7 protein-coding genes are annotated in these 22,204 nt (G+C 72.4%); 3 read left to right on the top strand and 4 right to left on the bottom strand.

What is annotated here, in order from left to right; all coding sequences use genetic code 11:
* Positions 1–81 precede the first annotated feature (81 nt).
* The 3 genes from ACZ5VD_RS33245 to ACZ5VD_RS33235 all read left to right on the top strand — a co-directional run bounded on the left by ACZ5VD_RS33245 (position 82) and on the right by ACZ5VD_RS33235 (position 2,359).
* Positions 82–354: a hypothetical protein gene (locus ACZ5VD_RS33245; protein WP_468684327.1), complete on the top strand. Its 273-nt coding sequence runs from the start codon at positions 82–84 to the stop codon at positions 352–354.
* Between the two features lie 161 nt (positions 355–515).
* A complete protein-coding gene (locus ACZ5VD_RS33240; protein WP_468684326.1) occupies positions 516–806 on the top strand; it encodes a hypothetical protein in 291 nt (96 codons plus the stop codon).
* 563 nt (positions 807–1,369) lie between these two features.
* Complete coding sequence (locus ACZ5VD_RS33235) at positions 1,370–2,359, top strand: aldo/keto reductase (protein ID WP_468684325.1); 990 nt, start codon at positions 1,370–1,372, stop codon at positions 2,357–2,359.
* 722 nt (positions 2,360–3,081) lie between these two features.
* Here the strand turns inward: ACZ5VD_RS33235 and ACZ5VD_RS33230 are convergent.
* The 4 genes from ACZ5VD_RS33230 to ACZ5VD_RS33215 all read right to left on the bottom strand — a co-directional run bounded on the left by ACZ5VD_RS33230 (position 3,082) and on the right by ACZ5VD_RS33215 (position 22,204).
* The gene (locus tag ACZ5VD_RS33230; protein ID WP_468684324.1) at positions 3,082–4,350 is read right to left on the bottom strand and encodes a diaminobutyrate--2-oxoglutarate transaminase; all 1,269 of its coding nucleotides are present in this window, start codon (positions 4,348–4,350) and stop codon (positions 3,082–3,084) included.
* 66 nt (positions 4,351–4,416) lie between these two features.
* Positions 4,417–5,418: a TauD/TfdA family dioxygenase gene (locus ACZ5VD_RS33225; protein ID WP_468553313.1), complete on the bottom strand. Its 1,002-nt coding sequence runs from the start codon at positions 5,416–5,418 to the stop codon at positions 4,417–4,419.
* Positions 5,419–5,450: 32 nt separating this feature from the next.
* Complete coding sequence (locus tag ACZ5VD_RS33220) at positions 5,451–5,660, bottom strand: MbtH family protein (RefSeq protein ID WP_468553314.1); 210 nt, start codon at positions 5,658–5,660, stop codon at positions 5,451–5,453.
* A gap of 200 nt (positions 5,661–5,860) precedes the next feature.
* Complete coding sequence (locus tag ACZ5VD_RS33215) at positions 5,861–22,204, bottom strand: amino acid adenylation domain-containing protein (protein ID WP_468684322.1); 16,344 nt, start codon at positions 22,202–22,204, stop codon at positions 5,861–5,863.

Below are 22,204 nucleotides of genomic sequence, written 5' to 3'. Positions count from 1 at the left end.
TGAACCGTCAGGAAGCCGACGAGGTTGGATGGCTTCATGGTGAGACGAGAGCGGGAGAAGAAGAGGCGACCTCCCTTTGGCATGCCGAAGGGCATCGTCCTGCTCGCGACGCCGGAGGGCTGGCGCCACAGTGTCCTCACCGTGGAAGGCGGGATGGTCTGCGGGCATCTCACCGACGTTCCGGTCAACGCCGACCCAGCCGAGGCGCGGGCCGCCGCAGTGGCCATGGTGGTAGGACTCGCATACGACTTCCACGAAGAGCGCGTCGACGTGACCTGGGATCCACCCCGGGAACCCGGGGCCTGGACCGCCCAGGTCACCGTCGCCGCGACCTCACCGAACGCCTGTGGTTGAACGACGAGCATGCTGCTTTCTGGTGAAACTGCCGGTGTCGGCCTCGGTGAGGGGCCCGCCCGCGTGTGCGTGCGTGCGGCGAGCTCCTCGCTCGGCTTGCCGGTGGCAGGCTCAGAGCTTGACGACCATCTTTCGAGGTTCTCGCCCCGCAGCATCCCGAGGTGGCACTCGGCGGTGAGGGCTTCAGCCAACTCAGCGGCAGTTCCTGGCTTCTGACGCCACCGGCACCGCTGGTGGCGGCCTGGGACATCGAGCACGTCCCTGGGGAGGGCCTCCACCGCGAGATCGACCGGCTGCGGCACACCGACCAGGTGGCGGCCCTGGCCCGGTTGCTGGCCCAGACCGTGACGGTCGACATCACGCAGGGATCCTCGGCCTTGGCCGAGGGGAATGTCATCGAGGGACTCCGCGTGGCGCAGGAGATCGGCGACGACAAGTCAGCGTCGCGGTAGCGCACCGGTCGCGGATGGCCGGTGGCCGCACGAGGTGATGAGCGGACCGTCGCGGACCATGCCGCCCAGGCCATCGAGCCTTGGGTGCCGCGCGGAGTGCGCGTCTTCAGCGCGGCCTCGCAGTGGAGCCTCGGTATGTCGGCGCTCTTCGCCGGCCGGGCCGAGGAGGCTGTGGGCCGCCTGGTCCGGCTGACCGAGCACGGCACCACGCGGCGCGCCCCACCATCGCGCTGCTGCCCGCGCCGGACACGGCTGAGGCCGCGGTCCAGGCAGGGCAGCGGGCGACGGCCGACAAACGGGCCCGGTTGCTGCGACGGTGGGCGGAGCGGTCCAACGCGCCCTGAGCGCTCTCCGCGCTGCACCTTGTCTGTGCCCTGCTGGAGTCCGGGGCGGAGGCGGAGGAGTCTTCCGGCTCGCGGATACGCCCCAGTCCGCGTGCATGGCAGTCGTCGCCGGTGATCGGCAGCAGTGGTTGGTTGCGTGGCAGGGGTGTGTCACTTTGGTGCGGGACGCGAAGTCGCACCCTTGCCTAGAGCGCACTCCACGCGACTAGCGTGCGGTCCATGAAGTACACGCAACTGGGACGCACGGGCCTCAAGGTCAGCCGACTCGTCCTCGGCACCATGAACTTCGGTCCGCAGACCGACGAGGCCGACAGCCACGCGATCATGGACGCGGCGCTGGACGCGGGCATCAACTTCTTCGACACGGCGAACGTGTACGGGGGCGAGAACAAGGGCCGTACCGAAAGCATCATCGGCAACTGGTTCACGAAGGGCGGCGGGCGGCGCGACAAGGTCGTCCTCGCCACCAAGGTGTACGGCAACATGGGTGCGGAGGGCGCGGTGTGGCCCAACCACGAGAAGCTGTCGGCGGTGAACATCCGGCGCGCCGTGGACGCGTCGCTCAAGCGGCTCCAGACGGACTACATAGACGTCTACCAGTTCCACCACGTCGACCGGGACACCCCGTTCGAGGAGATCTGGCAGGCGATCGACGTACTGGTCCAGCAGGGGAAGATCCTGTACGTCGGGTCCTCCAATTTCCCGGGCTACAAGATCGCCCAGGCAAACGAGATCGCCGCCCGTCGCGGCGGCACCATCGGCCTCGTGAGCGAACAGTGCCTGTACAACCTCTACGAGCGCCGCGCCGAGATGGAGGTCATCCCGGCCGCGCAGGAGTACGGCCTCGGCGTCATCCCGTGGTCGCCGCTGCACGGCGGTGCGCTCGGCGGCGTGCTGAAGAAGGAGGTCAAGGGGGGGCGGCGCAGCGAGGGGCGAGCCTCGGGCGCCATGTCCGGCCCTGACGTACACGCGAAGATCCAGGCGTACGAGGACCTGCTCGACAAGCATGGTCTGGAGCCCGGCGAGGCTGCCCTGGCCTGGCTGCTCACCCGTCCTGGCGTGACCGGCCCGATCGTCGGCCCGCGCACGGCGGAGCAGCTCGAATCCGCCCTGCGCGCCACCGAGTTGGATCTGAGCGAGGAGCTGCTGGCCGGGCTGGACGAGATCTTCCCGGGGCCGGGCCCCTCCCCGGAGGCCTTCGCCTGGTAGCGGTCGCAGCCGCATTCGTTCGCAGCCGCATTCGTTCGCGGTCGCCGCCACCGTCGTCGGGACGGGGCGGCGCTCGGCCTACGGCGCGGCTGTCCCGGCTGCTGTCCGAGCGCCGCCTCCACCGTGAGCAGGACGAACATCAGAACGAGCACACCGGCCATGATCCGGTTCCGGATCCTGGGGTTCACGGGACCGAGCCTGACCGGCCCCTCCGAGCGGCCGGCGGGTGACCGCTTCGTAGGGGGCTTCCCGCCCGCCACCCCGGACGTCGGCAGGTCGCTGCGCACCAGCACGAGGTCGGCCACGGTCCAGGCACGGCCGGTGAAGTCGCCGAGGGACGCGACACCTTTCGAATCCCGGGCGCAGCAAGCCTCCCCGTAGATCGGTGCGACAGTCTCGTAGTCGTGGTGGCGGCCGTATGGGCACCGGACGGACGCCTCTTGCCGGCCGGACCAGGATGCCCTTCGGAAGATCAAGAAGATCGCCCAGGGCAGGCACCACACCCAGGCCATCCTCTGCCTCGTCCGCCCGAGCCGACGTACTCCTCACCATGCTCCGCGACGGCACCTTCTACGAACCGCCCACCCCGGTCACTGCTTGACCACAGCCACATGGGCACCTCCCGGGTGAGCGCCGGTCTCCACGGCTCCGGGCTGAACACACCCCCGGCCCTGGGGACGGCCGCGGCGCGCGGCCCGGCGCGTCCCCAGGTCGTCGGGCGACTACGCCGTAGCCACTGCCTGGACGGTGTCGCCCAAGGTGTCCGCCACTTCCTTCCACTCGGTGAGAGAGATCGTCAGGGGCGGCAGGAGCTTCAGCACATGTCCCAGCCCCGAGGTCTCGGCGACGATGCCTGCGCGGAACAACGCCTCCCGTATCCGCTCGGCCCTGCCGGAGGCGGGGAATCTGAGTCCGCTCATCGCTCCCTTGCCGACGACTTCGGCAGTACCCACCGGGAGAGCGTCGCTGATGCCCGCCAGGCTGGTGCGGATTGCGGCGCTCAGTTCCGCGACGTGGTCGGTGAAGTGCGGGTCGGTCCAGTGGTCCAGTGCCGCGGAGCCCGCCACGAAGGCGAGGTTGTGGCCACGGAACGTACCGTTGTGCTCGCCGGGCGCCCAACGGTCGATCTCGCGCCGGATCAACAGTGCCGCCATCGGCAGTCCCATTCCGCTGAGGGACTTCGACAGGCAGACCATGTCGGGGCGGAGTTCGGGGGCGTCCTCGAAGCTGAAGAAGGTACCGGTGCGTCCGCAGCCCGCCTGGATGTCGTCCACGACGACCAGCGTGCCGGTGGCGTCGGCGAGTTCACGGATCCGGGCCAGCCACGCGCGGGGAGCGGTGTGCAGTCCGCCCTCGCCCTGGACCGTCTCCAGCAGGACCGCGGCGGGCGGTGGCGTCGCCGCACCCGGGCCCAGGGCGTGTTCCAGGGAGGCGAACGGATCGGGCTCGACCGCGTCGCCGTACGGGAGGATCGTGACGTCGGTCAGAGGTACGCCCGCCGCACCGCGCAGCAGCGGGGAGCTCGTGGCGGCGAGGGCGCCGAGGGACGCGCCGTGGAAGCCTCCGGTGAAGGCGATCACCTCGGTGCGCCCGGTGACTTTGCGGGCCAGCTTCAGGGCGGCCTCGACGGCAAGCGTTCCGGCCGGTCCGGGGAACTGGACGACGTGGTCGCCGAGGCCGCGCGGCTGAAGGACGAGGCTGGTGAACCGCTCCAGGAAGTCGGCCTTGGCCGTGGTGTGCAGGTCCAGCGACTGCACCGGGCCGCCGGCCGTGAGGTAGGCCGTGACCCGCTCGACGATCTCGGGCGGGTTGTGGCCGTAGTTGAGCGAGCCCGCCCCGCACAGGAGGTCCACATAGCGGCGCCCTGACGTGTCCCACAGATGGTGTCCGGCGGCTCGTTCGAAGACCACCGGGAAGTCGCGGCAGTAGCTGCGTACCTTCGACTCGCGACGTTCGAACACCGCGAGGGGCGTCCGGTCGGTCTCGGTCATGTCAGCACGTACCTTTCAAGTCGGCGGTTCGCGTAACGCGTCGCGGGCCCATGTCACTTGGGGGGCTCACTTGACCAGCACCATTCCGTCGCCGGGACGGTGGTCGCGGGAACGGCGCAGGTTGCTGAAGGCGAAGGTCCGCTGGAGCCAGCGGTCGCGGCCGTCGTAGCGCGGGGTGAACGCGGAACGGCCGTGCAGGGTGATCCGGTTGTCGACGACTGCGAGGTCACCGGGGCGCAGTAGCACCCCGGTGTACGTGCGGTGCGCCACCGCGGCCAGTTCGGTGAGGGCGGCTCGGCCCTCGGGGGTCGCTGCCTTGGTGGCCGCCTCGTCGAAGCACCAGTCGGGGTCGTCCGGGTCGCCAGTGAGCACGGCATGCGCGGTGCCTTCGCCGACCGGGCCGAAGGAGGGCGGTGCCTCGGTGACGTACTCGGGTCTGCCGAGCGCCTCCCGGGTGCCGGATGTCAGCAGCGGCAGGACGCGTCGGGCGCAGCTGGTGCGCAGTTCGGCGACGCCGTCGTGGTCGGGGCGCAGGCACAGCAGCATCACGTAGTCGGGCCGGTGGGGGTGGAAGGCGTTCTCGGTGTGGAAGGTGAGTTCGACCGAGCCGACGTTGCCCTGGACGGTCTCCTGGCCGGGCACCGGCACCACGTCCTGGACGAGGGCACCGGACTTCTCCGCTGCGAACGCTGCCGGGTCGCCGAGCCCAGCGGCGAACAGCAGCAGCATTGCCGCGGTCAGGGACGGGCCGTGCTGGACCGAGTCCTTCACCATGGGGGTGGGCGGCAGGTGCGCGGCACCGATGGGGAGCCTCCTGAGGACGAGGGCACCGTCGGGGCCGGAATGCCTGCGGAACTCCCTGACGGTGCGTCGAATTTCGGCGGGGACGTCCTCCCAGGCGTGCCGGGCGAGGGCCACCCATGCCGGGTCGTCGACCCGGTCGCTCGCCTGGTCCAGGAGTTCCGCCGCCACATGGCCGAGCCGGGCCAGGGTGGGGGCGCCGTAGCGCACCGTGCCGTCGGCGCTCGCCGGGGCGTCCGGTGCCTGCGTCATGTCGACGCTGCTCACGTGTGTGTTCCCTTTCGTCCTCTGCGTCCGCGTCACTCGCCCATGGCCCGGACGAGGCTTTTGGGGCGCAGGTCGGTCCATTCGCGTTCGACGTACTCCAGGCAGGCGGTGCGGCTGTCCGGGCCGAAGACGGTGGTCCAGCCGGAGGGGACGGCGGTGAAGTCGGGCCACAGCGAGTGCTGGCCTTCGTCGTTGGCCAGGACCTGGTAGGTGCCGTCGTGGTTCTCGAAGGGGTTGGTCATGTCGGGTCGGTGTTCCTTTCGGGAGCCGGAGGCGCTTCGCCTGCCGGTGCGGGACGTTGGGCCACGGTTGTGGCCGGTGGTCCGGGAGGTGTGGGTGGTGATCAGGAACTCGCGCCAGCCGTCCGCCGGCGGACGGTGCGAGGGGCCGCAGGGGTGGTCGGAGGAAGCCGGGCCGCGGAGGCTGCTCCGCGCTGCTCGCCTCAGCGTTCGACGAAGTCCCAGTAGCGGGAGATCGCGTCGTCGTCGACGTCCGGGATCGCGACCGCCAGATCGCGCAGGCGCTGAAGCGTCCTGTCGTTCTCGAATTCCAGGGTCGGCCGCTGTGGATCCGGCGCGTTCCTCGCGTGCTCTTCGAGATACGCCTGGTAGGGCAGGATCGGCAGGTCCTGTCCCCGTTCGCTCGCGCGCCGCAGGCGGTGCAGCCACACGGTGAGCGGGACCGCTTCGGAGACCGTCCCGCGCATCCGGTCGTAGCCGCTCATGAAGGCGCCGGCTCCGACCTTTCGCGGGTGGTGGAGGTGGTGCACACGGCCTGTTCCCGTCCCGGTCAGGATCAGCCCCACGACGGCGCGGGCCAGGACATCGACGGGGAGCAGCGCTTCCTCCAGATCCGGTCCGACCGGATGGCAGCCGAGCGCGGCGCAACTGGTGAGCAGTCGGGAGAACATGTCGTCCGCACTGACGGCACCGGTCGAGGTGTGCGCCCAGATGCGGCCGAGCCGGTGGATGCCGCCGGCGGCCCCCCGCTCGAAGGCACGCTCCACGAGCCGGTCGGCGACCCATTTGCTCGCCGCGTACCCGTTTCCGAAGGGGTGTTTCTCACCGTCGATCGGTGAATCCTCCGTGACCAGCCGGGAGTCCTGGCCGGGCCCGAACACACCGAGGGTGGAGAGGTGGTGAAACGCTTTCGGCCGGCCTTCGGCGGCCAGGCGCAGCAGGGTCCGGGTTCCCTCCACGTTGGCCGGTTTCAGCCGGGTGTACGGCGAGAGGTGATGGACGTGTGCGCCGCTGTGGACGATCGTGTCGACCTGCTCGCGCAGCCTCGTCCAGTCCGCGGGTTCGAGGCCGAGGTCCACTTCCGCCAGGTCCCCCCGGACGACATGCAGCCGCGGATCGTCCGGCGTCGGCCCGAGGTCGATGCCGTAGCGGCGCAGGGTCCCGGTCAGCCGCTCACCCGCCTCGGCGTCGGTCCGCGCACGGACGAGGCAGTGCACCCGCGCCGATGTCCGGTGCAGCAGCTCGGCCAGGAGGAAGGCTCCGACGAACCCGGTGGCGCCGGTCAGCAGAATCTCTTGAGGACCACCGGCATGCGGGGCGGCGTGCGGCACGGCGGGGGATGTGCCGGGCGTGAAGCGCAGGGCGGGACTCAGCTCGGCTTCCGAGTCCGGCACCCACGACGCGGCGAGCGGGCCGCCCTCCGTGAGGTGGCCGCCCTCCGTGAGGTGGCCGGCCAGTCCCGCCGGGGTCGGTGCTTCGAGAAGCGCGGACAGGCTGAAGCGGACCTCCAGCGTCTCAGCGATCCGGCCGGCCAGACGGATGGCGAGCAGGGAGTGACCGCCCAGTGCGAAGAAGTCGTCGTCGGCGGAGACCTCGGGCACCCCCAGCACCTCGGCGAACAGCCCGCACAGCAGGGCCTCCTGTTCGGTCCGCGGCGCCCGGCCGGTACCGGCGGTGTCCGGTGGAGCGGGCAGTGCCCTGCGGTCGAGCTTGCCGTTGGCGTTCAGGGGGATCGCGTCGACCTCGACGAACGCGGACGGTACGAGGTGGGCGGGGAGGACGGTGGCGAGCCGGTCCTTCAACTCATCGGCCACCAGCGGTGTTTCGGCGACGAAGTACGCCACCAGCCGCTGGTCGCCCGGACGGTCCTCGCGGGCGATCACGGTGGCTCGGGCGACCCCGTCGAGCGCGGTCAGCGCGGTCTCGATCTCGCCGGGCTCGATCCGGTAGCCACGAACCTTGACCTGGTCGTCGACGCGTCCGGCGTATTCCAGCACCCCGGCGCGGTTCCAGCGGGCCCGGTCGCCCACCCGGTACATCCGGGTGCCGGGCGGGCCGTACGGATCGGCGACGAAACGCTCGGCACTCTGGCCGGGCCGCCCGGCGTAGCCGCGGGCGAGTCCGGCGCCGGCGAGGTACAGCTCGCCCCACACACCGTCGGGGACGGGCTGGAGACGCTCGTCGAGCACGTACACGCGTGCGCCCCCGATGGGGTGGCCGATGGGCACCGGCCCCGCGCCCAGGGTGTCGTGCGGTTCGAGCCGGTGGACGACACAGCCGACGGTCGCCTCCGTGGGACCGTACTCGTTGACGACCACGGTTTCGGGGTGCCGCTCGCGCCACGCCTGGAGGGCGGTGCCGTCGAGTGCCTCGCCGCCGATGACCAGGTTCCGGGCGTCGCTGACACGGTCGGGCAGCGACTCCAGCAGCCGCAGATGGCTCGGGGTGACCTTGAGCAGGCCGGGGGTCGGCGTGTCCTCGTCCAGTTCGCCGAACCGCACCCGGCCACCCGTGACCAGTGGCGTGAACAGCGTGGTCACCGGCATGTCGAAGGCGAGCGAGGTGTGCACCAGGGACTCGCCGGACGCGGCCGGGTACATCGCCGCGGCCTCGTTCAGATAGGCGGCGAGCGCCCCGTGCTCGATGACCACCCCCTTGGGGCGGCCGCTCGATCCGGAGGTGTGGATCAGGTAGGCGGCCTGGCGGGGGTGGACGCGGACGCCCAGGCCACCGTCCGCGCGTGTCCGCGCAGCGGCGGCGAGCACGTCCTCGGTGAGCACGATCGCGGCGCCCGCGTCGGCCACCAGCGCGTCGATCCGTGCCCGTGGGTCGGCCGGGTCGACCGGCAGATAGGCCGCTCCGGTCTTCAGGACCGCGAGCAGCGCCACCACCACGTCCGGGCGGCGCGGCAGCACGACCGCGACGACGGTCTCCGGTCCGGCCCCGAGCCCGGTCAGGTGCCGGGCGAGCCGGTCGGCGTGGCGGTTCAGCTCGTCGTAGGTCAGCTCCGTGCCGTCCCCGACGACGGCCACGGCGTGTGGGGTGCGCGCCGCCTGTGCCTCGAACATCTCCGGCAGCGACGTCTGCGGCAGCGCCAAGGTTGTTCCGTTGCGCCGGACGACTATCTCCTCGTGCTCGGCGGGGGTGAGAACGGACAAGGCGTGCAGGGGACGCGCCGGGTCGGTCGTCACCTCTTCCAGGAGACGCAGATAGCGGGCGGCGACGTCCTCGGCGGTGGCGCGGTCGAACAGGTCCGAGGCGTACTCGACCGATCCGCACCAGCCGCCCTCGCCGCTCTCGGTGAGCGTCAGCGACAGGTCGAACTTGGCGAGGTCGCCGTGCAGGTCTCCGACGGTCACCTCAAGTCCGGGCAGGGTGGGGGCGATCGCCTCCTGGTTGACCGTCAGCATGACCTGGAACAGGGGGTGCCGGGAGCGGGAGCGCGCCGGGTTGAGGGCCTCGACCAGTTGCTCGAACGGAACGTCGGAGTGGTCGTACGCCGTGACGTCCCTCGCTCGCACCCGATCGAGGAGTTCCTCGAACGTGGGGGCGCCGGAGGTGTCGGCGCGCAGCACCAGAGTGTTGGCGAACAGTCCGACGAGGTTTTCGAGCGCGGTGTCCGGGCGGCCCTCCACGGGTGTTCCGATCACGATGTCGTCGCCGGCGCCCAGCCGGGTCAGCAGGGTGACGAGCGTGGCGTGCAGCACCATGAAGGCGCTGGCGCCCCGGTCACGGCCGAGTGCGTCGACCTGGACGCGCAGTGCGGCCGGGACCGTGAAGGGCACCGTGCCGCCGCGCCGGGATGCGACAGCGGGCCGGGGCCGGTCGGTGGGCAGTTCGGTCTGGTCGGGGATCCCGGCCAGCTCCCTGGTCCAGAAGCCGAGCCGGTCGGCGGGCAGTTCGCGCTCCCACAGCGCGTAGTCGGCGTACTGGACGGGCAGCGGAGCCCAGTCGGGGGCGCGGCCGGCGAGGTGGGCGGCGTAGGCCGTGGAGAGGTCCTCGGCGAGGGGCCGCATGGACGCGCCGTCGCCCGCGATGTGGTGCAGGAGCAGCAGCAGGACGTGTTCATGCTTGCCGTCGGTGAACAGTGCAGCGTGGACGGGCAGTTGGTGGTCCAGGGAGAACGGCGTCCGGGCGGCCTGCGCCACCCTCGCGTCGAAGTCGGCCGGGTCCGAGGAGCGGACCGCGAAGCGCGGCTGCGTGTCGAGAACGACCTGGTGCGGCCCCTGGGGTCCCTCGGCGATCACCGTGCGCAGCGCTTCGTGGCGCCGCACCAGGTCACCGAAGGCGGCCCGCAGGGCGTCCGGGTCGAGGGCGCCGGTCATCCGCAGCACGACGGGGATGGTGTACGTCTGGGAGGGGCCGTCGAGCCGGTCGAGGAACCACATCCGTCGCTGTGCCGCCGACAGGGGTACCAGTTCGGGCCGTTCACGCCGGCTGAGCGGGGGCCGGAAGGAGGTCTTCGTCGGGCGGTCCGAGAGCAGTTCCGCAAGACGGGCGACGGTCGGCTGCTCGAAGACCTCCCGGACGGTCACCTCCACTCCGAGGCCGACGCGGATCCGGTTGACCAGCCGGGCGACGAGCAGGGAGTGGCCGCCGAGGCGGAAGAAGTCGTCGTCGGCGCCGACCTCGGGCACACCCAGGACGGCGGCGAAGAGGTTGGCCACCTGCCGCTCGGTGCCCTCGGCGGGCGGCCTGCCCGGGCTCTCGGCGGTGCGGCCGGGAGCGGGCAGCGCCTTACGGGCGATCTTGCCGTTGGCGGTCAGGGGCAGGGTCTCCAGCACGACGAACGCGGCCGGGACCATGTAGTCGGGCAGGGCCCGCGCGGCGGCGGCCCGCAGGGCGGCCAGGTCCGCCGGGTGACCCTGCTCCGGCACGACGTAGGCGACGAGGCGCTTGTCGCCGGGGGTGTCCTCGCGGACGACCACGGCGGCGGCGTCGATGCCCGGCCGGGCGGTGAGGACGGCCTCCACCTCGCCGAGTTCGATGCGGAAGCCGCGGATCTTCACCTGGTCGTCGACGCGGCTGACGAACTCCAGCCGGCCGGCGGCCGTCCAGCGGGCCAGGTCGCCCGTGCGGTACATCCGGGACCCGGGCGGGCCGAACGGGCTGGCGACGAAGCGTCCGGCGGTCAGGCCGGGGCGTCCGTGGTAGCCGCGGGTGACGAGGTCGCCCGCGACGTACAGTTCGCCGGCGGTGCCCACTGGTGCCGGGCGCAGCAGCGCGTCCAGCACGTACATCCGCGTGTTCCAGGCGGGGGTGCCGATGGTGATGACGCCGGGCGGGACGGGGGCGCCGGGTTCGATGCGGAACACGCTGCAGCCGATGGTGGTCTCGGTCGGGCCGTACTCGTTGAGGACGGTCACGCCGGGGTGCCGGGTGCGCCAGGCGTCCAGCACGTCGCCGAGGAGGGACTCGCCGCCGAGGACGAGCTGTCCGCCCGGCGAGTACTCCTCGGGTCCCACGCCCAGCAGGTGCAGATGGCTGGGGGTGGCCTTGACGAAGTCGGGCCGGGTGACGTGGGCGTCCGGGTCGGGGCCGCTGCCGGACCAGCGGACCAGTTCGACGGTGCCACCGCAGATCAGTGGGCCGAACATGCCGGTCGCGGTGAGGTCGAAGGAGACCGGCGAGTGCACCAGGACGCGGCGGCGCATGCTCTGGTACTCGTGGGTCGCCCAGGCCAGATAGGCGACCAGTGAGCGGTGTTCGACGATGACCGCCTTGGGCCGTCCGGTGGAGCCGGAGGTGAAGATGACGAACGCGGTGTGTTCGGGCCGCCGGACGACGGTGGTGAGTGGGCCGGACGGCTGGTCCTCGACGGCGGGGTCGTCCGTGAGCACGATCGGGGCGTCCGTCGACGAGCGGACGGTCCGGGCGAGTTCGGCCGTGGTGACCACGGCGACCGGCGCGATGTCCGCCAGCATGAAGGCGAGCCGGTCGGCCGGGTGGGACGGGTCGAGCGGCAGATATCCGGCGCCGGTCTTCAGAGCGGCCAGCAGCGCCACCGGAATGTGCTCGCTGGCCGGCATCAGCACGGCGACATAGCGCTCCGGACCGGCCCCCAGGCCGGTCAGATGCCGGGCCAGGCGGTTGGCGCGGGCGTCGAGTTCGGCGTACGACAGTTCTGTGGCGCCGAAGACGACGGCGGGCTCGTCCGGGGTGCGGGCGGTCTGGGCCTCGATCAGTTCGGTGAGGGTCTGGGACGGCACCTCGTGGCCGGTGGTGTTCCACTCGGTGAGCAACAGCCGCCGCTCGTCGCCGTCCACGATGTCGAACTCCCCCACCGGGCGGCCGGGTTCGGCGGTGACGGCGGTGAGCAGTCGGGTGAAGCGCTCGGCGATGCGGGTGGCGGAGTCCCGGTCGAAGAGGTCGGTGGCGAACTCCAGGAGTCCGTGCACCCCGCCCTCGGGCCGCTCGGTGAGGAAGAACGACAGGTCGAACTTGGCGGCGGGCGAGGCGACCGGCCGGACGCGTGCGGTGAGGCCGGGCAGGTCGACGGCCAGGTCGAGGGCGGCCTGCTGGTCGGCGTTGTTGAAGTTCAGGCCGGTCTGGAACAGCGGGTGCCGGGCGGTGGAGCGCGCCGGGTTGACCACCTCCACGACCTGCTCGAACGGAACGTCCTGGTTCGCGTAGGCGGCCAGGTCGGCGGCCCGCACCCGGCGCAGCACCTCGGTGAAGCCGGGGTCGCCGCTCAGGTCGGTGCGCAGGACGAGGTTGTTGGCGAAGAAGCCGACCAGGGGTGTCAGGGCGTCGTCGGTGCGGTTCGCGACCGGTGAGCCGATCACGATGTCGTCGCCCGCGCCGAGCCGGTGCAGGAGGGTGGCGAGCGCGGCATGCACGACCATGAAGACGGTCGTGTGGTGTGCGCGGGCGAGCCGGACCAGGGCCTCGTGGACCTCGGGCGCGACCGTGATGGGCACGGTGTCGCCGCGGTGGGTGGGCAGGGCGGGCCTGGGCCGGTCGAAGGGCAGCTCCATCTGCTCGGGCAGTCCGGTGAGGGTCGTGCGCCAGTGGTCGAGCTGGCGGGCCAGGGTGCTGTCCGGGTCGTCGGCCGCGCCGAGCGCGCGCCGTTGCCATACCGCGAAGTCGGCGTACTGGATGGGCATGGGGGCCCAGTCGGGCTCTTCTCCCCGGGTCCGGGCCGCGTAGGCGGTGGCGAGGTCGCGGGCGAGCGGGGCCATGGAGGCGCCGTCGCCGGCGATGTGGTGCAGGACGAGGAGCAGCACGTGCTCTCCCGCGCCGAGGTCGAACAGGGTGGCGCGCAGCGGGGGGTGGACGGAGAGATCGAAGGGGGTGCGGACCGCGTCGGCGACGCGCTCTTCGAGGGCGTCCTCGTCGGCGCGGACGACGGTCAGGGGTGGGACGGACGGCAGGACCATCTGGTGGGCGCCCTCCCCGTCCTCGGCGAAGACCGTACGCAGTGCCTCGTGCCGCAGCGCCAGGTCGTCCAGAGCGGTCGTGAGGGCGGCCACATCGAGGTCACCGGTCAGCCGCAGCGCGACGGGCAGGTTGTACGTCGCGGACGGGCCCTCGAAGCGGTGCAGGAACCACAGGCGTTCCTGGGCGTACGACAGCGGCAGGCGCCCCTCGCGCGGCTGTGCGGTGACGCCTCCGCGACGCGGTCCGCTCCCGGCGAGCCGGGCAGCGAGCTTCGCCACGGTCGTCGCCTCGAACAGGACCGACAGTTCGAGGTCGACGTCCAGCGCGGCCCGGATGCGGCCGGCCAGTCGGGTCACCAGCAGGGAGTGGCCGCCGAGTGCGAAGAAGTCGTCGTCGATCGAGACCGCGCCCACCTGGAGCACCTCGGCGAACAGCCCGCACAGAATCTCCTCCTGCGGGGTGCGCGGCCCGCGTCCCAAGGCGTGGGTCTGCTCCGGGACGGGCAGTGCCCTGCGGTCGAGCTTGCCGTTCGGGGTGAGCGGCATGGCGTCCAGCTCGACGATCTGGGCCGGGACCATGTACTCCGGCAGCCGTGCCGAGAGCCGGTCGCGCAGTGTCTCGGCGTCGACCGGGACGTCCGGGGTGGCGGGCACGACGTACCCGACGAGCCACTGCCCGTGCACGGCCGCGGCGGCCTGGGCGACGGCCGGGTGGTCGGCCAACGCGTCCTCGACCTCGCCGAGTTCGACGCGGAAGCCGCGCAGCTTGACCTGGTTGTCGGCGCGGCCGAGGTACTCCAGCTCGCCGTCCGCCGTCCAGCGGGCCACGTCCCCGGTGCGGTACATCACCGCTCCGGGCGGCCCGTACGGGCTCGCGACGAACCGTTCGGCGGTCAAAGCGGGCCGGTCCAGGTAGCCGCGGGCCAGCTGGACGCCCTCGACGTACAGCTCACCGGGTGCCCCGGGGGCGACCGGTGCCAGCGTCGCGTCGAGCACGTAGGCGCGGGTGTTGGCGACGGGCGCGCCGATCAGCACGGTCTCGGTGTCGGGCGGCGCCGCCCAGGCGGTGACGTCGACGGCGGCCTCGGTGGGGCCGTAGGCGTTGAGGAGCACCGCGCGGGAGTCTTCGTGGAATCGGCGGACCAGCTCGGCGGGCAGGGCCTCGTCGCCGGAGACGACCAGACGCACGGAGCCCGGCAGCCGGGTCTCGGCGAGATAGGCGCCGAGCATGGACGCGCTGAGGTGGACGACGGCGACGGAGTCCTCGCGCATCAGCCGCTCCAGGTGGAGCGGGTCGCGGTGGGCGTCGGGGCGGGCCACGACGAGGGTGCCGCCGTACATGAGGGTCCAGAAGACCTCCCACACCGACACGTCGAAGCTGACCGGAGTGGACTGCAGCACGCGTTCCCCGGCGGCGAGCCGGTGGTCGCGCTGCATCCAGTACAGGCGGTTCGCCATGCCCGCGTACGTGTTGACCGTGCCCTTGGGGCGGCCGGTGGAGCCCGAGGTGTAGATGACGTACGCCGCGTTGTCGCCGTGGGCCGTCACCCCCGGGTTCCGGGCGGGCCCCTCGGCGTCGGGTGTGATCCGCTCGAAGCCGTCGACGTCCCGGTCGGAGATCAGCAGCCGGGCGGCGGAGTCGGCGAGGATGTACGCGATCCGGTCGGCCGGGTAGCCGGTGTCGATGGGCACGTACGCGGCACCCGCCTTGAGCACCGCCCACAGGGCCACCATCAGGTCGACCGAGCGTGGCAGCATCACGGCGACCCGTGCCTCGGGCCCGACACCCCGCTCGCGCAGGGCATGGGCGAGCCGGTTCACCCGGGTGTTGAACTCGCCGTACGTGATCCGCTCGTCCTCGAAGCGGACGGCTTCGGCGTCCGGGTGCCGGGCCGCGTGCCTCTCGAACAGTTCCACCACCGGCAGCTGGTTGTCGAACCGTACGGCGGTGTCGTTCCAGCCCTCCAGCATCAGGGCGCGTTCCTCGGCGTCGAGCACGTCGACCTCGGACAGCCGCAGCGCCGGGTCGGCGGTGACGGTCTCCAGGACGCGGACGAAGCGGGCCGCGAAGCTCTCGGCCGTGCGCCGGTCGTACAGGTCGGTCGTGTACTCCAGGCGGCACAGCAGCCCGTCGCCCTCGACATGGCAGTCGAAGTGCACGTCGAACTTGGACGTACCGCTGGTCACCGGGCCGGGTTCAGCGCGCACGCCGGGCAGGTCGATGCGGGCGTCGGTGAGGTCCAGCCAGGCCAGCATCACCTGGAAGAAGGCGGCCCGGGACCGGGACCGCTCCGGGTTCAGCTCCTCCACCAGGCGTTCGAACGGCACTCCTTGGTGCGCGTAGGCGGCCAGGCCGGTTTCGCGGACGCGGTCCAGCAGGTCCTCGAAGCGGGGGTCGCCGGAGGTGTCGACGCGGTAGACGAGGGTGTTGATGAACACGCCGACCACGTCGTCGAGCACCGAGTCGGGCCGGTCGGCGATGATGCCGCCGAGCGGGATGTCCTCGCCCGCGCCGAGCCGGGTCAGCAACGTCGACACGGCCGCCTGGAGGATCATGTACGGGGTGGAGCGGGTGCGGCCCGCCAGGTCGAGGACCCGCTGATAGAGCTCCGGTGCGACGGAGAACTCCACGTGGTCGCCACAGTGTGTGGCCACCGCGGGGCGCGGCCGGTCTCCGGGGAAGGTGACCTCGGGCGGCAGGCCGTCCAGGTTCTGCTTCCAGTAGTCGATCTGCCGGGGCAGGTCACCGGCCAGGGTGTCGCGCTGCCACACCGCGAAGTCCGCGTACTGGACGGACAGTTCGGGGAAGTGGGGCGCGCTGCCGCCGAGCCGGGCACGGTAGGCGGCGGACAGGTCCTCGGTCAGCGGGCGCAGCGAGGCACCGTCGGTGGCGATGTGATGCACCACGAACAGCAGTACGTGGGTGTCCGGGCCGGTCGGGTAGAGCGTCGCCCGCATCGGCAGGTCGCGGGCCAGATCGAAGGGCCGGCCGGCGGAGACGGCCAGCTCGGGGGTGGGGCCGGCGTCCCCTACGACCTCCATGGCGAAGGGCGTGTCCGGGGGCAGCACGACCTGGTGCGGTCCCTCGTCGTCCTCCGGGTAGAGCGTGCGCAGCGCCTCGTGACGGGCGACGAGGTCGGCGAGCGCGGCGCCGAGCGCGTCCGCGTCCAGGGGGCCGGTCAGCCGGATCTGGATGGGGACGTTGTAGGAGCCGGAGTTGCTCTGGAGCCGCTGCAGGAACCACATGCGCTCCTGCGCGAACGACAGCGGGACGCGGGCCGGCCGCTCGTCCGCCATGATGCGCTTGGCCTGCGGGCCGATGTCCGACAAACGCTCGGCGACCCCGGCGACGGTCGGGGCGGCGAACACGTCCCGCAGGGACAGGTCGACGCCGAACTCGTCGCGCACCCGGTGGACCAGCCGGATCATCAGGATCGACGTGCCGCCCAGCGCGAAGAACTCGTCGTCGACACCGACCGCATCGTCGCCGAGGACCTCGGCGACGATGCCGCACAAGATCTCCTCCTGCGGTGTGCGGGCAACCCCGCCCCGGCCCGGCCCGGTGGGCTCCCGGCCGTCGGACGGGTCGGTGGCGCGCTCGCCCATGATCAGCAGCCGGTCCTCCTCGGACACGGCCGTCAACTCCCCCGCCGGTACGTCGAGTCCGGCCACCACCTCGCCGAGCAGTTCGGTCAGGCGGTCCGCCAGCCGTGTCACGGCCTCCGAGCCGAGGACACTGGTGCGGTAGCCCCACAGCAGCCGCAGCCGCTCGCCGGGAAAGACGTACAGGCTGACGGTGTAGTGGGTGCGCTCGGCGAGGTCGGCGTGGGCCAGGCGCAGCCCGCCGGCCTCGATGCCGTCGGTCGTCGGGTAGTTCTCGAAGAAGATGATGGTGTCGAACAGCGACTCGAAGCCGGACGAGCGGGTGACCTTCGCCAGGGAGGCGTGCTGGTGCGGCCGCAGCGCCTGCTGCTCCCTCTGCACCCGGGCCAGCAGCGCCGCCAGCGGCTCGTCCCGCTCGATCCGGACCCGGGCCGGGAGGGTGTTGATGAACGGCCCGATCGTCGACTCCGCGCCGGGCAACTCGGGCGGACGGCCGGAGAGGGTCGCGCCGAACACGACGTCGTCCCGTCCGGTCAGGTCGCCCAGCAGCAGCGCCCACAGTCCCTGGAAGACGGTGTTGAGGGTGAGCCCGTGCGCGCGGGCCACGGAGGTCAGCGCGTCGGTCAGCGCGTGGGGCAGGACGACCTCGTGGGAGCCGTATCCCTCGGGTGTGTGCCCGGCGGGGGCGATCAGAGTGGGGGCGGCCAGGCCGGCGAGCCGCTCCCGCACCGCCTCGGCCGAGGCGTCCAGATCCTGCTCGGCGAGCCAGGCCAGGTAGTCGCGGTAGGCGGGCGCCGGGGGCAGCTCGTCGCCGCCGTACAGCGTGAACAGCTCGCGTACCAGCAGTGGCAGCGACCAGCCGTCCACCAGCAGGTGGTGGTGGGTGACAACAAGGCGGTCACCGAGCGCGGTGAACCGGATCAGCGGCGGCCGCACGACGCTGAAGCCGCGTGCCCGGTCCCGGGCGAGGAACTCCTCCAGGCCGGTCTCCTCCCGCTCCTCCTTCCACGCCACCTTCACGTCGGCGGGAACGACCTGGACGGCGGCGCCCGTCGGGCGGGTGCGGAAGCCGGCGCGCAGGTTCGGGTGCCGGTGCAGCAGCGATGCCGCGGCGGCCTTCATCCGGTCGCGGTCGAAGCCGCCGTCGATGTCGAGGACCAACTGGCCGACATAGGGGTCGTCGGGCTCGTACAGCGCGAGGAAGAGCAGGCCCTCCTGGAGCGGGGAGAGCGGCAGGATGTCCGTGGCACCCCGGAACCTGTCCAGTTCTTCCTGGGTGATCCGGACGAGGGGCACGTCGGAGACGGTGAGCCCGCCCCGGGTGTGCGCGGCCAGTTCGGCCAGGGCGTCCGTCCACGCCTCGGCGAGGGCGCGTACGTCGGTCTCGGTGAGGACACCGGCGGCATAGGTCCACCCGGCGGTCAGCTCGCCGTCGCGGACATGGGCGTCGATCTGGAGGGTGTGGGTGAGCGCCAGGGTGTCGTCGGCGAGGAGTTCCACGGCCGTCGCGCCGTCGGCGAGCTGCCAACCGCCGAGGTCGGTCGCGTCCAGGCGGCCCAGGTAGTTGAAGGAGATCTGGGGCGTCGCCAGTCCGGTGAGTTCCTCGCGCAGCAGGTCGTGGCCGCGGCCGCCGAAGGGGATCGCGCGCAGCTCCTCCTTGGTGCGCTTGATCAGGTCGGCGCCGGTCCCGGTGCCGGGGCCCAGGCGCACCGGGTGGATACGGGTGAACCAGCCGACGGTGGTGGACAGGTCCATGCCCTCGGGCAGGTGGTCGCGGCCGTGGCCCTCCAGGTCGACCAAGACCGGTCCCTCACCCCGGTGGCGCTGGACGGCAGCCGACAGCGCGGCGAGCAGGATGTCGTCCGGCCTGGCCCGGTAGGCGGCCGGCAGGGTGGTCAGCAGGGTGGCGGTGAGGTCGGCCGGGACGGTGACGGTGACCGAGCGGGCCGTGCCGTGGCAGTCCCGGGCCGGGTCGAGGGGGCGGGTGCCGAGCACGGGTTCCGGGGTCGACAACAGGTCGGTCCACAAGGGGAGTTCGTCCACGGAGGCACGCAGGTGTCCGGCCCAGCGGCGGAGCGAGGTCCCGGGCGGGGACAGTTCGGCGCCCGTGAGGGCCTCGGTGAGGTCGCTCAGCAGGATGCGCCAGGACACGCCGTCGACGACGAGGTGGTGGAGCACGAGCAGCAGCCGGCCGGACTCGAACCACACCGCCCGCACCATCACCCCCTCGTCCGGCGACAGCGCGCGGCGCGCGGCCTCCTTCTGCCCGGCCACATCCTCGTCCCGGGCGCGGGTCAGGCAGTCCTCGGCCCGGACGGCGCCCACGGGCCGGATGTGCCGGCCGCGCATGCGCAGGGCGTCGTGGCGGTCGAGCACCCGCTGCAGGGCGACGGACAGACGGTCGTAGGACAGTTCCGGCCCGGCGGCCAGGAGAAGGGACTGGGCGTAGCCGGTGGTGGGGCCCGCGCGTTCGGCGAGGCGCCGGGACATGGGTGTCCCGGGGAGTTCGCCGACCGGGTCGTCCTCGACGGGCGGGGCCGCCGGTGCCGTCGTGGCCACGAGGGCGAGTCGTGCGACCGTCGGGTGGTCGAAGACGTCCTGGGGCGTGAGGCGCACGTCCTGGCGGCGGGCGCGGCTGACGAGCTGGATGGCGTGGATGCTGTCCGCGCCGAGGGCGAACAGGTCGTCGTCCACGCCCAGTTCGGGACGGCCCAGAAGTACGGCGGCGATGCTGTGCAGGAGGTGCTCGGTGGTGGTCGCGGGGGCCCGGCCGCTCACCTGCCGGGCCGGGGCGGGCAGGGCGGCGCGGTCGGTCTTGCCGTTGGGGGTCACCGGGATCGACGGCAGCAGGAGCACACTCACCGGCACCATGTGCGCGGGCAGCAGGGCCGCGAGGTGGCTCCGGGGATCGGCCCGAGGGGTGCCGGTCACATAGCCGACGAGCTGCCGGGCGCCCGCTTCGGAGTCGTGGACGAGAACCACGGCCTGTTCGACACCGGGCACCGACGCCAGGACGGCCTCGACCTCGGCGGGTTCGACCCGCTGCCCGTTGATCTTGATCTGGTCGTCGGCACGTCCGACGAACTCCAGGTCACCGCCCGCCCGTCGGCGCACCAGGTCCCCAGTGCGGTACATCCGGGTGCCGGCCGGGCCGTGGGGGTCGGCGACGAAGCGCTCGGCGGTCGGGCCGGGCCGGTCGAAGTAGCCGCGGGCCAGCTGGACGCCCGCCAGGTACAGCTCGCCGGTGACGCCGTCCGGCACCGGCCGCAGGGCGGGATCGAGCACGTAGGCACGGGAGTTGTGGGTGGGCGTGCCGATCGTGACGGGCTCGCCGGGCACGCAGGCGTGGGAGGTGGCGGTCACCGAGAACTCGGTGGGCCCGTAGGAGTTGTGCAGCTGGACGCCGCACTCGCGGTGGAAGCGGTCGGCGAGCCCGGCGGGCAGCGCCTCGCCGCCGCAGCTGACCATGCGCAGCGCGTCCGTGGGCAGGCAGGTGTACTCGTCCAGGAACGGGCCGAGCATCGCGGGCACGAAGTGGATGACGCTGACCCGCTCGTCACGGACCAGCCGGGCCAGGTAGGCCGGGTCGCGGTGGCCGTCGGGGCGGGCGACGACGAGGGTCGCGCCACGGGTGAGGGTCCAGAACACCTCCCACACCGACACGTCGAACCCGGCCGGTGTCTTGTGCACGACCCGGTCCGCCGGGGTGAGCCGGTACTCGTCCTGCATCCAGGCCAGCATGTTGGTGATGCCGGCGTGGGTGACGACGGTGCCCTTGGGACGGCCGGTGGTGCCCGAGGTGTGGATGACGTACGCGGCGTGGTCCCCCCGCGGGACGACGCCGGGGTCGGTGGCGGGCTCGCCGTCGCCGAGGGAGCCCACGTTGTCCTCGTCGATCACGAACGACACACGCGAGTCGGCGAGGACGTACGCGATCCGGTCGGCCGGGTAGCCGGTCTCGACGGGCACGTACGCCGCACCGGTCTTCACCACCGCCCACAGCGCGACGATCAGGTCCAGCGAGCGGGGCAGCACCACCGCCACCCGTGACTCGGGTCCCACGCCCCGCGCGCGCAGGGCGTGCGCGAGCCGGTTGACGCGGGCGCCCAGTTCGCCGTACGTCAGCCGCTCGCCCTCGAAGGCGACGGCCTCGGCGGCCGGGTCCTGGGCCTCGAACAGCTCCACCAGGGAGCGCGGGTCGCTCGCGTGGGCGGTGTCGTTGCGGGTGTGGAAACGTGCGCGTTCCGCGTCGTCGAGCAGGTCGACGGCGCCGATGGGCAGGTCGGGCCGCTCGGTGACGGCGGTGAGCAGGCGCACATAGCGGTCGCGGTGGGCGGCGGCCGTCTCGGGGGTGAAGCGTCCCGGGTGGGCGTTGACGGTCAGCTCGATGCCGTCGCCCGCCTCGGGGTCGCCGTACGCGTGCAGGGCGAGGTCGCGGACCGGGCCGGAGGCGAGCTGGTGCGCCTGGGCCTCGGTGGGGCCGAACGGCAGGCGGGCGGCGGCGAAGGAGAGGACGTTCACGGACGGCCCGCTCAGGGTCCCCGGATGGGCCGAGGCGGAGAGGTCGCGGCGCAGTTCGTCGTGCGGGTAGCGCTGGTGGCGGCTCGCCTCGGCGAGGCGGGCGGCGACGCGGTCCAGGAGTTCGGCGAAGGTGGTGGACCCGTCGACGGCTATCCGCAGCGGGACGTCGTTGACGAGCATGGCGGGTGTCGCCAGGGCGTGCGGGCTGAGCCGGGCGGCCATGAAGACACGGACGAGGACGTCGTGGGCGCCGGTGACGCGGTGGGTGTGGGCCGCCATGGCGGCGATCACCGGCAGGGACCAGCGGGCCCCGCCGAGGGCGCGCACCCTGAGCGCGGTGTCCTCGGGCAGACGGCCGGTCGTGGCGGGCAGGCTGGGCGCGAGTCCGGTGGCTCCGGAACCGAGTTCGGTGGACTGGGGCAGGTCGGCGAACTCCCGCTGCCAGTAGGCGCTGTCGCGCTTGCGGCGGGCAGAGCCGAGGTAGGCGTGCTCCTCGGCCAGGACCTCGCCCAGGGTGCCGAAGCCGCTCGCGGGAGGCTGTTCGCCCGCGGCGAGTGCCGTGTAGACCTCCAGCAGTCGGCGGCAGTGCAGGACCTGTCCGTAGCCGTCGAGGAGGATGTGGTGGTAGCGGAAGTGGAACCAGTGCCGGTCGGGTCCGAGCCTCAGCAGGGTGTGCCGGAACAGCCGGTCGTCGGTGACCGTGACGGGCCGGGCCTGGTCGGCGTCGATCCAGGCCCGGGCGGCTCCGGCCGGATCGGCCTCACCGCTGAGGTCGACGTATGCCAGCTCGCCGGTGGCGGACGGGTCGACCGTCTGACGGACCGTCTCCCCGTCGTCGTGGAAGCGGACCCGCAGCGCCTCGGTCTCGGCCACGGCCCGCTCCACGGCGTGGGCGAGCAGGGCGCGGTCCACCTGTGCGGGGACGTCGTAGTAGATGCCGCAGGTGTACTGCGGGCTGTCGGGGGCGAGGCGTTGGGCGACCCACACGCCGTGCTGGGCCGCCGTGAGCGGCAGGCCGGGGTTCGTCGAGGCGGCGTCGTTCAT

This window comes from Streptomyces sp. NPDC032822 (assembly GCF_055578825.1).
The sequence above is the reverse complement of the archived record's forward strand: the minus strand, read 5'-3'. Positions and strand labels throughout refer to the sequence as shown.

Bases quoted from the DNA above. Each gene is read 5' to 3' on its own strand.
- ACZ5VD_RS33245 (WP_468684327.1), top strand. From the start codon at position 82: ATGCCGAAGGGCATCGTCCTGCTCGCGACGCCGGAGGGCTGGCGCCAC.
- ACZ5VD_RS33235 (WP_468684325.1), top strand. From the start codon at position 1,370: ATGAAGTACACGCAACTGGGACGCACGGGCCTCAAGGTCAGCCGACTC.
- ACZ5VD_RS33230 (WP_468684324.1), bottom strand. From the start codon at position 4,350: ATGACCGAGACCGACCGGACGCCCCTCGCGGTGTTCGAACGTCGCGAG.
- ACZ5VD_RS33220 (WP_468553314.1), bottom strand. From the start codon at position 5,660: ATGACCAACCCCTTCGAGAACCACGACGGCACCTACCAGGTCCTGGCC.
- ACZ5VD_RS33215 (WP_468684322.1), bottom strand. From the start codon at position 22,204: ATGAACGACGCCGCCTCGACGAACCCCGGCCTGCCGCTCACGGCGGCC.